The sequence below is a fragment of the Microvirga mediterraneensis genome (assembly GCF_013520865.1).
Classification (GTDB): Bacteria; Pseudomonadota; Alphaproteobacteria; order Rhizobiales; family Beijerinckiaceae; genus Microvirga; species Microvirga mediterraneensis.
In genome coordinates this window covers 4,587,970-4,600,240 of sequence record NZ_JACDXJ010000001.1, presented here as the reverse complement: position 1 = coordinate 4,600,240, position 12,271 = coordinate 4,587,970, and the positions used below count along the sequence as shown (strand labels likewise).

The window sequence follows — 12,271 nt, the reverse complement described above, 5'->3', positions numbered from 1 at the left end:
GAATGGAGTTCTTCCAGAACATCGTGTCCGCTTGGGGCATCATAGGCACCGGGATCGCGATCACTCTTCAAGTGACATTCGTCGCCATTATCGGCGGTCTTTTAGGAGGGACGCTGCTTGCCCTGTTCGCAGCGTCGACAAGCAGGTTCCTGCAGGCATTCACACGAATCTACGTCACCCTTTTCCGATCGATCCCGCTGGTGATGCTGCTTCTGTGGTTCTATCTCATCGTGCCGCAGGCCCTGAAGGCAGCCTTCAACATTTCGCCCAGCGTCGATATTCGCCTGGTATCGGCGATGGTGGCGTTCGTTCTGCTTGAATCGGCGTTCTTCGCCGAGATCATCCGCTCAGGCATCGCCGGTCTGTCCAGGGGGCAGTTCAACGCGTCCGCGTCGCTTGGCATGACCTACATGCAGTCGATGCGCCATATCATTCTGCCGCAGGCTTTCCGGGCGGTTCTGCCGATCATCGTGACGCAGTGCATCGTGATCTTTCAGGATACGTCGCTGGTTTATGTGATCTCGCTCGGCGATTTCTTCCGCAATGCGGTCAGTATCGGAGAACGCGACGGCAACCTGATACAAATGCTCGTTTTCGCCGGATTCGTTTATTGGGCCATCTGCTCGAGCCTCAGCGGTCTGGTCCGGAAACTGCAGCCAGGACTGACAAGATGATGATCGAACTGAAGAACGTCTCGAAGTGGTATCAAGACTTTCAAGCTTTGCATGATTGCAGTGTGCAGGTGGAAAAGGGCGAGGTCGTCATTTTCTGCGGACCGTCGGGCTCGGGTAAGTCGACTCTGATCAAGCTGATCAACGGGCTTGAGAGCTTCGAGAAGGGAGACATCCTTTTTCAGGGCCAGTCCATCAAGGCTGCCGGCGTGAAACTGCCGGCGCTGCGCCGGCGGATTGGCATGGTGTTTCAGCATTTCGAACTGTTTCCTCACCTTACGGTGCTGGAAAACCTGACGATCGCCCAGATCAAGGTGCTAAGGCGTTCGGGTGCCGATGCCGAAGGCAAAGCCCTTTCCCTACTGGATCGCGTTGGCCTGACAGCCCATGCCCGCAAGTATCCCAGCCAGCTCTCGGGCGGCCAGCAACAGCGCGTCGCCATTGCCCGTTCACTGTCCATGGATCCCGAAGTCATGCTGTTCGATGAGCCGACTTCGGCGCTCGATCCCGAGATGATCAACGAAGTCCTGACCGTCATGGCGGAGCTCGCCTGCGACGGAATGACCATGCTGTGCGTCACGCATGAGATGGGATTTGCCCGCCAGGTCGCCGACCGGGTGGTTTTCATGGATGCCGGATCGATCGTGGAAATTTCGCCAACTGACGAATTCTTCTCGGCACCAAAATCCGAACGAGCGCGAGATTTCCTGGGCAAGATCCTCCACTAAAGCAGCTGAGTTGAGGAAACGCAGCATTCGGATTTCGATGCCGGGGAACGGTAAGTGTTATGATAGTTCGGTGGTCGAGACCTTCTTCAAGAACTTGAAGTCGAAATTGATCTGGCGCAGAATGTTCTAGAGCCGAGAGCGAGGCGGACGTGGGCCGATACATCGGCGGCTTCGATAACCCTGCTCAGCGTCATTCGACACCGGATTATGTCATTCCAGTTCAGTCAGTTCGAAAGGCTGGCTGGGTAACCCCTGAATCGATCTCCACAAAGACGGAGCAAGACCGAACCGTGATGGACATATCGAGTGCTTTCAAGACAGCCGATCTTTGCGATGAGTTCGCGGGCGAACTAGAAGTCTGTCTGGTTCAGTTCCGCACCTTTGGTGGCCGCAAGTCCTTCAGCGGCGAGATTCAAACCGTCAGTACATACGAGGATGTGGCGCTGGTCAGACAATGCCTTGAACAGCCTGGACAGGGGCGGGTCCTCGTCGTCGACGGTGGGGGATCGACCCGGAGCGCTCTCCTAGGGGACAGGCTTTCGACCAAGGCAATCGAGAACGGCTGGGCCGGAATACTCGTTTTTGGTGCCGTTCGCGACACCGAGGCGCTTGCAACCATGAATCTTGGCGTGATGGCGCTCGGCGTCGTCCCGGCCCGTGGTACGTTTAACGGAACGGGCGTGATCGGCGCTTCATTCCAAGTCGGCGGGGTGGAGTTCGCTCCAGGACGGTTCATCTACTGCGATATGGATGGAGTTGTCGTGAGCGCACGGAGGTTGCACGAACTCATGTGAAACTCGCTGATCGTGAGCCGTGGGTTCACAAATGGCGACCTCAGAAGCGCCAGGTGAGGTTGCCCTTGACGGCGTGCTCCTGAGCCTGCGCGCCGATCTGGCCGGCATAGGCCACGCCCAGACTGATCGCGTCCGAGGCCTGCCAGTCGAGACCGGCTTCGGCCACCAGCGCATCCCGGTCCACCGGCGTACCCGCCACCGAAAAGACCGACGCCCCGCCGCCGAAGGCCAGCAGCGCCGCAGGCTCGACGTCGCCATAGGCATGGCGCCAGCCGAGCAGGCCGCGCGCCACCAGCGGCACCGTGTCGCTCAACCGGGCCTCGGCCCGCACGCCCAGCGTGGTGGTGGCCAGGGCGTGGACGCGGGCAGAGCCGGTCAGGGCCGCGGCGCCGCCGTCCTCGGCAAAGCCGTCCGTGTGCAGCCGCAGCACGGCGGCGCCGGCGAACGGCTCCAGCTGCACCGGCCCCAGGTCGATCCGATAGCCGGCCTCGCCAAAGGCCTGCGCGCTCCAGCCGTCATAGGAGGCGCCGGTCTGGTCGCGGAAGCCGGGGAAGCGGATGGCGCGGTTCACCTCGAGGGCATGCCCTGCAGAGGCCGCGCCCAGCCGCAGCGTGACCCCGCCCCAGGCGCCGGAGCCGTAGAGCGCGCCGAACACGCTCTCGGTGCGGCCCGACGCGAGGCGCCCGTCGATGTCGAAGCCGGTGCGGATCAACCCGCCGGCCAGGCCGAGCCGGACCGCGTCGGCCACCGGAGCGTCGGCGCCGAGGATGAAGCCGCCGGTGGCGGTGTCGAGGCCGGCGGCGTTGCCGTTGGCGCCGGCCCGCCCCCAGGAGCCGAAGCCCTCGCCCCACAGGGCGAAGCGGCCGGGCGCAGGGGCGTCGGGCTGGGCCGGGCGGGCGGCCAGCGGCTGGCGCAGGCGCGTGAGAAGGCCGTTGCGCACCCGCTCGGCATCGCCCAGCGCGACACCCGCGGCCGTCGCATGCGCCTCCCCAGAAAGAGCATCGAAGGCCTGCCGCGCTCCGGGCGCGCTGGTGCCGAGCACGGCGTCGTACAGGCGATTGCCGGCTCCGAGCGCCTCGACACCATCAGCGGTGGTGTACTGATTTCTGGTTTGAGCTACCGAGTGGAACGCCACCGGCTGCGGCGGAAGAGGCGGCTCGGGCTGCTGTGGCTCGACCTTTCGCACCATGGTCAGAGTGACCTTATCGTTGGTGTAGCCAAGTGTCGGTACGATGAACGCGAATTCTCCACCTGTGGTGCCCGTGAAGGTTCCTGTCACGCCGCTGCGGGCGCTGAGGATGGTGTAGGGGCTATTGGCCTTGTAGCCTGTTCCTTGGTCCGGCAGGACCTGGACCGTCCCGCCGGCAAGCGACGCCGCTCCGGTCGCGGTAATAAGGTCAGACCGGCCGGCGCTATCGATCTCCACCGCGTAGATCGAGCCTGCGCTGAAGGCCACACTACCAGCGACGTTGAGCGCGCCGATCGAATTGCCGGGCGCAATCGTGGACCCGTATCGAGCCAAGATCCCGCCAACCGTGCCGGCGCCGGAGAGTGCAGCGTCGGCTTGTACGGTCACCGGCGAGGAAACAAGTGAGCCGTTCACCTTCAGGGTTCCGGCCTGCACCAGCGTCTCCCCGGTGTAGGTACTCGCACCCGTCAGTTCGAGAGCTCCGGTGCCAGCCTTGATCAGTCCGCCACCCAGACCGGCCATGAGCCCGCCGTCGCGCAGACTGCCTTCGAGCACGCTGCTGGCGTTGTTGCGGCCCAGGATCAATGTATTGCCGCCCAGGAACACGGTGCCCGCACCGGTCAATGAGCCGATGGCCAGAGGGCCCGTGTGGCCGCTGAGATCGATGCGGCCGTCCGCACGGTTATTGATCGCCGCATGGTCTGCCGTGGAGTCGGCGGTGAAGGCGATCGTGCCCCCGACATTGTCGAATGCGGCCCCTCCCGCAGAGGCGCCGCCCTCGAACCGCACGGATCCACCGGCCTGGCTCCTGATTCTGGCGTTTCCGGCGCTTGATCGATCGCTGAAGAACAGGCGTCCGCCATCGAGTGTCATGGCCAGATCCCCAGCGCTGACGCCGGGGCCGAGCCGCACGTCAGCGGTCGGCCCTTCCACAAGCACAGGGCCGGTACCGAGCGCGCCGTTCGCGCCGACATAGAGCGCGCCGTCGTGAATCTGGGTTCCACCGGAATAGGTGTTGGCGTGATTCAGGTGGAGTGTGCCTTCGCCCGCCTTAGCGAGCCCACCGACCCCGCTGATCACGCCGTCGAGAGTCAGGTTCGCGCCGGCATCGACCTCAAACAGACCATTTGCGGGTCCGAGCGTGACGGCCCGACTGGTGGTGAAGGTGGAGATGGCCCGCAAGGCGCCGCCATCAAGGGTGAGGTCGCCGCTTGCGCCCAGGTTTGTGTTTTGTGACACGGCAATCGTGCCGTCGGTGATCGTGGTGCCGCCGGTGTACGTGTTCGTCCCCGACAGCGTCATCTCTCCCGAGCCCGTCTTCACGAGGGAGCCGATGCCCTGGATGAGACCCGACACTGTGGTGGAGCGATCGTTGCTGCCAGCCGTCAGCGTTTTGGAGCCCAGATTGAACCGGCCGCCCCCTTCGATCGAACCAAACGTGATGCCGGCTCCATTGAGGGCCGAGATATCGACGAGGCCACCGGCCTTGTTGACCATCCGGGCGTTGCCGCCTGTGGCATTGGACGAGAAATATGCCTGCCCCGACGCCTCGTTGATGATGGTGGCCGATCCGGCTGTCGAGCTGTCTTGGAACAGGACGGTTCCGAAGCTTCGGTTCGTGATCGTCGCCGATCCTCCGGAGCTGGTGCCCTCAAAACCCGTAACACTGCCATTGCGGTTCTCGATCGTCGCGTTACCGGCATTGCTGCCGCTTCGGAATGTTACGCCGGAATAGCCCGGGGCGAGCTCATTGACGATCGTCGCGTTGTCGGCTGTCGCTCCGGTTCCGAAGAACAAGCCTGCCCCGAGGCGAGGGGTAGCGTCGGCCGCGACGGTGATCGTCGATCCTCCAGCACTTGCTCCATTGCGAAAGGTGAGTTGGCTGGAATCGTTGAGAGCAATGTTCAACGGGCCCGCATTGACAGCAGCACCATCGAAACTGAGGGAGGCGGTATCGCCGTTCAGAATCACAGGCCCTGTGCCGAGAGCTCCCGAAGCCGCTACGATCGCCCTTCCATTATTGACTGTTGTACCGCCGGCGTAAGTATTGGCCCCGGTCAGGGTCAAGGTCCCGCCACCGATGAGGAACATGCCAGCAGGTCCGCTGATCGGTCCATTGGCCGTGAGACTAAAGCCGGCAGTGTCGATCGTGGCCCCAAGGTTCCCGAGAGAGATGCCGTTGTATAAGGACGCGTTGTTCGTAAGCTGCAATGTCGCGCTGTTGAGCGCGACTGCACCTCCGCCCAGGGCTGCGCCACCGTCAATGCGCACGGTCGCACTATTGATGCCAAGTCCGCCCGTAAAGCTGTTGATCCCGGTCAGGGTCAGAGTTCCGAGACCGTAGCTGTAGACGTTGAAACCACCAGCCCCGCTCAGGCCGGAAATGCCGATCGCATAATTCTGCAGGTGGATTGTCGGAACGACCTGAACGAGCGTCGGATTGGCGGCAGTGAAGGAGTTCGTGATGAGGAAGAGAGTCCCGACATTGTACTGGTTCTCGTAGCCGATTGCGGCATTGAGTTCGGCTGCGTCGGAAATCCACCAGGCCTGCGAAGCCGCAGGAGTTGTCGACATTCCCAAGAGCCCGAGTCCTGCCGTTGCTGCGAGAACCGTTTGAGCAGACGTGCTGGACAGCAGCGACATTCGCCAAAATGACATCAGGTTTCTCCGGTCCGGCAATGGGATGTTGTTGGACTGTTGCGTCCTAGCATCCTGTTGAAAGCTGGGTTTGATCAGGATTGCTGTTTGGCGGATTTCAGAGGATCGGGACGAGCACTGTGGCTGAGATGTCACCGCTACCGGTCCAGGGGGGAGCGCTGTAGATCTCGTAGGCAAGACCGTTGCCGAGACCCCGCCGGTGCCTCTGCAGCCACAGCACGCAGAGGCTGAAGATGCTCTCGCTCACGAGGCGATATTCGCCGTCCACTTTCACCTGGGCGTAGGCTCCGACTTGTAGGTTCAGGCGCCGCAAGGGCGACTCGATAAAATGGTCCGGCCATCCCGCGTCGATCATGCAGCAATCATACCGGATGCGGTTAGCAGGGGTGATGCCCGGGTCATCGTAAAGAACGCCCACGGCCTGGGCCCGATCAAGGTTGAAACCGGTTCGGAGCAGGTACCGGGCGAAATGGCGCCAATGCGTCAAAACCTGATCGTATCCGCCGTGGAAGCGCATTCCGATCAGGGGCGTTCCGGGCTGCACCTGCAGACTTGCAGCGCCGGCGAAGTCACGGTGGAGAGCGGTGGGCGATGGAGCACGTTCGAGGACCAACGCGCGAAGGTTTTTCGGCGTGTGCTCGAATTGCTTCCCGAAAGCTCGCGTGAAGGCGGCTTGGCTACCGTAGCCAGTGCGCAAAGCAGCCTCCAGGATGGCGGTCTCGGATCGTGCAATGAGGGAGGCAGCGAGGCTGAGTCGCGCGATACGGATGTAATCTCCGATCGTTTCGCCCATGCTGGCGGCGAACCGGCGGTGGAAGTGAAAGGGGCTCAATCCAGCCTTTGCTGCGACATCGTTCAATGTGAGGGGCTCCGAAAGCGCCTGCTCGACATGATCGACGGCCCGGAGGACATAAGGGTCATCGACCAGATGAGGCCTCGCCAGCGGATAATTCCTCTGGCCTGCGATGCCCGGCAGGTCCATTACGATATAACCATCGCAGTCATTCGGACTCCTAACCCGTCCATCGTTGTCGCCGGGAATGATCTCACGTCCCTGATGTACAAAAATTCCCACAGGCGCGGCAACGTCCAAAACCTGCATCGATTCCATATTTGAATGCTGCCGGCGAGACGGAGCACTTGCCCGGAGGGAGCCTGCCTCAGGCTGAAGACATCCTGCCTCGTCGCCTTAACTTCGGTCGTGTCATGAGGGTGGGTATGTAAGGAGCGGCCCTATTGTCGTTGTTCAAGCGCCGCCGTTTTCCGGTCGCGGTCATTCTGCCGTGCGGACGCTGGGAGTGAAGATACGGGATCAGCCATTGCACTCTTGCCGAGAGGTTGCAGGAACTCGGTGTCGCCATCGACCGATCCAGCGTCCTTCGTTGAGTTCAGCGCTCTGCTCCGGAGATCGAGAAGCGAGCCCTCCCATAGCGGGTTTCCATTCCGGTTCGTGGCGAATGGATGAGGCCTAGAGCATTTTTCGGTGAAGTGGATCCGGTTCACCGTCAAAAAATGCGGTCAAACAAGAGAGGTGTTGCCACGTTAGTGGCAACACCTCTACGTTGGCGTCCGGGCCCGTCATGGATCGATCTCCTCCCGCGTGCGCCCAGGCCGCGGCCGATAGCGCGGCAGGGACCAGTCCCACCGCAAAGCGGCTGCCCGGATCGCGAACGCGGCACAGAAACCTCCGGCCAGCGCATATTCCCGTGCGATGCCTGCCACTGCGAGCGCGACGAAGATCGCCGCTCCGCCCAGCGCCGCCGACACATAGATCTCGCGGCTGAGGATGACCGGGCTTTCGCCACCCAGGATATCCCTGACGATGCCGCCAAAAGTGGCCGTGATCACTCCCATCGCAACGACCACGACGGGGGCGGCCTCGGCCAGCAGGGCCTTTTCAGCCCCGGTCACGGCGAACAGGGCCATGCCGACCGCATCGAACCACAGCAGAAGCTTCAGCCGCGATTGCGGGATGTGGGCGAGGAAGAACGCCGCGCAGGAGACCAGCACGCAGGTGATCAGATAGGCTGGCTCCCGCACCCAGAAGACCGGGAGCGAGTCGATGAGGATGTCGCGGATCGTTCCGCCACCGATCCCGGTTGCGGTTCCGAGCAGCACAAAGCCGATCAAGTCCATCTGCTTGCGCGAGGCGACCAGCGCCCCGGTAGTGGCGAACACGACGATCCCGAACCAATCGAGCAAGGCGGCAAAGGTATCGAACATCAGTCAGGGTTCCATCGTGAGCGTCATCAGCGGAAATAGGTGGGGCCAGAAGGGGCATAAGCCTCCTGGGCCGGGATGTCGGCCGGGCCCCAGTCGGCCACCGGGGAAGGCGCCGCAGCCGGCGGCTCCGTGCCCGGTTTGAACGCCTCCAGGATCACGCCTGCTCCGGGCGCACGGCGCCCGCCTGTATGGGGGTCTACGGGGATCAGCTTGATGCCGGCCGGAACGCGAAAGCTTGCTTGAGGCCTGCCCGCGAGCGCCTGTTCCAGGAAGGCTCGAACGATGGGAGCGGCGTGCCCTGAGCCATAGGCCGACCTGCCGAGCGAGCGGGGCCGGTCGTAACCGAGAAACACGCCGACGGCGAGTTCCGGCGTCGAGCCGACGAACCACAGATCCTTTGCGTCGTTGGTCGTCCCGGTTTTGCCGGCGAGCGGTCGATCGAACCCGGAGAACACCCGCGGCAGGGTGCGTTCGACCACACCCTCGAGCAGTGATGTCACCTGGTAAGCCGTCAGCGGATCGATGATCTGCTCCGTCTGGTCGGCCAGCTTGGGGAGGCCCTGGTCGCGCCAGGAGGGAGCTGCGCAGCCAGTGCATGTCCGCCGGTCGTGCCGGAAGATGGTCGTCCCATGACGGTCCTGGATGTAGTCGATCAAGGTGGGCCGGATATGACGGCCGCCATTGACGAACATTGCATAGGCCGTGGTCATCCGCAGCACCGTCGTCTCGCCGGCTCCGAGGGCCATCGCGAGCAGCGGAGGCAAGTCGTCCTGGACACCGAGGCGCCGAGCATAGTCGGACACAAGCGGCATCCCGATGTCCCGCGCCAGCCTGACCGTCATCACATTCTTGGAGCGCTCCAGTCCCATGCGGAGCGTGGACGGGCCGTCGTAGCGGCCGTTGTGGTTGCCTGGGGACCACGGCGCCTGTCCTGCTCCCTGCTCGATGGACAGGGGTGCATCGAGCACGAGGCTGGACGGTGTGTAGCCGTTGTCCAGGGCCGCCGCGTAGACAACGGCCTTGAACGTGGAGCCGGGCTGGCGCCAAGCCTGAGTGACGCGATTGAACTCGTTCTGGCTGAACGAGAAGCCGCCCACCATGGCGCGGATGCGCCCGGTATCCGGCTCCAGTGCGACCAAAGCTCCCGAGATCTCGGGGATCTGCCGCAGCCGATACTCCTTCGATGCCTTGCTGATCGGCTCGACATGGACGACGTCGCCGACGCGCAAGACGTCGTTCGCGCGGCTCTTGCCCGTCCACCGGATGCCCCGGCTCACGATCCGTCCGGTGCGGCGAGCTGTCTCGACGGATCCAGTCGCATCCCTGTCCGGTCGAAGGCCGATGCGGGCGCCCTTGGCGTCGACCGTGAGCACGACGGCCTGCTGCCACGGGCGGATATCCTCGAATGCCGGCAGTTCGGCGAGCCTTGCTCCCCAGTCGCCCTCGACAGACGTGAGGTGCGTCTCGGTTCCACGCCAGCCCCGTGCTTCGTCGAAGCGGACAAGTCCATCGACAAGGCTCTTGCGGGCCACGGCCTGCATCTTCGGATCGAGCGTCGTGCGAACCGAAAGGCCGCCCTCGTAGAGCGCCGCCTCGCCGTAGCGATTGGCGAGTTCGCGCCGGACCTCCTCGGCGAAGTAGCCCGCCTGAGTCTCGTGCGGCGAGACCGAACGGGGACTGACGACGAACGCTTCCTCCATTGCCCCGTCCGCTTCGTGCTGTGCGATGTAGCCGTTGGCGGCCATCCGCTCCAGCACCCAGTTGCGGCGGGCCATGGCCGCCTCGGGCTGGCGAAAGGGATGATAGTTGTTCGGCCCCTTCGGGAGAGCGGCGAGGTAGGCCGCCTCCGCTAGGCTCAGCTCCTGCACGGACTTGTCGAAGTAACCTAACGCAGCCGCGGCGATGCCGTAGTGACCCATGCCGAAATAGATCTCGTTGAGGTAGAGTTCGAGGATGCGATCCTTGCTGAACGTTTCCTCTATCCGGAAGGCGAGCAGGATCTCCTTGATCTTGCGACTGTAGGTCTGCTCCCGCGACAGCAGAAGGTTCTTGGCCACCTGCTGGGTGATCGTCGAGGCGCCCTGCGGGCGGCCCGCGGTGCCGGCGAAGTTGGCGAGCAGGGCGCGGCCGATACCCTTGGGATCGATTCCGTTATGTTCGTAGAAGTGTCGATCCTCCGCCGACAGGAAGGCGGCGACGATCCGTCCCGGCACGGCCCCCAGGGGAAGGTACAGCCGGTTCTCTCGCGCGTATTCGGCGATGACCCTCCCGTCGGCAGCATGCAGGCGCGTCGTCGTCGCGGGCTCGTAGCGCGCGAGCTCGGCGTGGTCAGGGAGGTTGGCGGAGAGGTGCCACAGCAGGACTCCGACGGCCAGCGAGACGCTGACCAGAAGAAGCGAGGCAAGAGCCACGGCAAAGCCGAAAAAACGAAGAACGAAGCGCATTCTGAACACCTGAGTTTCGGGCAGGCCCTTTCCGCTTGCGCGAAAGGAAGCCGCTCAATGACGAATGAGGATGAGAACGCCGGCGTGCTTCTCACACAGGACGAGGTCTAGCGGCTCGTTCGAGCAGGTAGCCGTCATCCTTCGCTCATCATGTGATGCGCGCGAGACCATGCCGGGCGTCGGATGCGCGAGGCGCCGCGGAGACACTCGGCTGGCGTTCTCAAGTGAATTGCGGTGTGTAAGCGGCTCACGTGCGGCCGGATGCGTCCCATGGACTTCTTCGCCCGTGGTCGGGATGAACGAGATGCATCATGACTTGTGGATGCTCGGGATGGCGCATTCTGCAGGCTCCGTTACGGTCCGCAGGCGATGCTGCGGAAGGAGCCCCCTCTGTCATTGGCCTGAGAGTTTCGTCGGGACGCACAGGGCAGCCGCGACTTTCACCATGGGCGGGAGCGCAGTGCTCCACTTTTCAGAGTGTTGGGCAACGAAGCGGTCCTGGGTGCCTGAGAGTTTCCGGGGCAGTTGCTCCTTCGGCGGCCAGCGTGCTGGCTCTCTCCCGCTCATTGCTAAGGTCAATCTACATTGGTTTAGGGCAGAAGTGTGTTGGTCAGACGCCCACAGCAGATGCGGACGGCATCGTCCTGTCTCCGGCGTCGGCATTCAGCACCGTGACGCTCGTACCAACAGGTACCCGACGATGCAGGTCGATGATGTCCTGGTTGAACAGCCGGATGCACCCGCTTGAGACGGAGTGGCCGATGGTGTCGGGCTCGTTCGTGCCGTGGATGCGGTAGAGCGTGTCGCGGCCATCGTGGTACAAGTAGAGAGCCCGCGCACCGAGGGGATTGTCGAGGCCGCCCTCCACGCCGCCGGCGTACGGACCATAGCGTCCCGGCTCGAGTTTGATCATGTTCGGCGTGGGCGTCCAGCGCGGCCACGCGGCCTTGCGTCCGACCACGGCACTGCCCTGATAGTCGAAGCCGGCCTTGCCGACGCCGCAGCCGTAGCGGAGCGCCGTCCCGTTCTCCTGGACGAGGTAAAGGAACCGCCGCGAGGGATCGACCACAATGCTTCCAGGTTGCTCCGGACCCTGGAAGTCAACGACCTGCCGGATGTATTGCGGAGGAACTTGGCTGACGTCGATTGCGGGAACCGGAAATCGCTCATCTGGCAGCGCGGCATACATAGCGGTGACGGCAGGGCTGATGGCAGGCCTTGACGGCAGGGCAGTCCGACCGGCTGATACGCAGGCAGTCAGCGACAGTGGCATCCCGGCAAGGAACATCCGCCGGCTCAGGGAAAACGGCAATTTCTTCTCCATTTGGGTCAATAATGCTGACCTTAATGCCAGCCCCTTTATGGCCAAGGTGTGGCGTGGATTGACCGCTCGCGATGTTTCGACGGGACGTTGTAAATCTGCATCGGTGGTCCGATGCAGAGCGTGGCACGGATGGATGAGCGCCAAGTTCGCCACGCACTGAACATTGACTTGAACCTCTCACGGCTGAGCAAGCTCCTCTATCGGCGCCGTCATGTTATTGAAGAAGGAGCATTGATCCTG

At 63.1% G+C, this 12,271-nt stretch carries 8 protein-coding genes and 1 riboswitch; of the genes, 3 read left to right on the top strand and 5 right to left on the bottom strand.

The window, feature by feature from the left end; genetic code table 11:
- The first annotated feature begins 2 nt into the window (after positions 1-2).
- The 3 genes from H0S73_RS21835 to rraA all read left to right on the top strand — a co-directional run bounded on the left by H0S73_RS21835 (position 3) and on the right by rraA (position 2,193).
- Positions 3-674, top strand: coding sequence for an ABC transporter permease subunit (locus tag H0S73_RS21835; protein ID WP_181054103.1), 672 nt, complete (start codon positions 3-5; stop codon positions 672-674).
- Positions 674-1,399 carry an amino acid ABC transporter ATP-binding protein gene (locus tag H0S73_RS21830; protein ID WP_181054426.1) on the top strand — a complete coding sequence of 242 codons (726 nt, stop codon included), beginning with the start codon at positions 674-676 and terminating at the stop codon, positions 1,397-1,399. Before H0S73_RS21835 ends, H0S73_RS21830 begins: the two co-directional genes overlap by 1 nt.
- Positions 1,400-1,548: 149 nt before the next feature.
- Positions 1,549-2,193, top strand: a complete 645-nt coding sequence (gene rraA / locus H0S73_RS21825; protein WP_202049843.1) for a ribonuclease E activity regulator RraA — start codon at positions 1,549-1,551, stop codon at positions 2,191-2,193.
- Positions 2,194-2,233: 40 nt separating this feature from the next.
- Here rraA and H0S73_RS21820 read toward each other — a convergent pair whose 3' ends face one another.
- The 5 genes from H0S73_RS21820 to H0S73_RS26295 form a co-directional block, all read right to left on the bottom strand.
- A complete protein-coding gene (locus H0S73_RS21820; protein WP_181054102.1) occupies positions 2,234-5,956 on the bottom strand; it encodes an autotransporter domain-containing protein in 3,723 nt (1,240 codons plus the stop codon).
- 181 nt (positions 5,957-6,137) lie between these two features.
- Positions 6,138-7,151, bottom strand: a complete 1,014-nt coding sequence (locus H0S73_RS21815; RefSeq protein ID WP_181054101.1) for an AraC family transcriptional regulator — start codon at positions 7,149-7,151, stop codon at positions 6,138-6,140.
- Between the two features lie 467 nt (positions 7,152-7,618).
- Positions 7,619-8,263: a trimeric intracellular cation channel family protein gene (locus tag H0S73_RS21810; protein ID WP_181054100.1), complete on the bottom strand. Its 645-nt coding sequence runs from the start codon at positions 8,261-8,263 to the stop codon at positions 7,619-7,621.
- A gap of 26 nt (positions 8,264-8,289) precedes the next feature.
- The gene (locus tag H0S73_RS21805; RefSeq protein ID WP_181054099.1) at positions 8,290-10,707 is read right to left on the bottom strand and encodes a penicillin-binding protein 1A; all 2,418 of its coding nucleotides are present in this window, start codon (positions 10,705-10,707) and stop codon (positions 8,290-8,292) included.
- A gap of 483 nt (positions 10,708-11,190) precedes the next feature.
- Positions 11,191-11,279, bottom strand: a riboswitch (glycine riboswitch).
- Between the two features lie 38 nt (positions 11,280-11,317).
- Positions 11,318-11,776: a L,D-transpeptidase gene (locus tag H0S73_RS26295; protein ID WP_343058433.1), complete on the bottom strand. Its 459-nt coding sequence runs from the start codon at positions 11,774-11,776 to the stop codon at positions 11,318-11,320.
- Between the last annotated feature and the right edge of the window lie 495 nt (positions 11,777-12,271).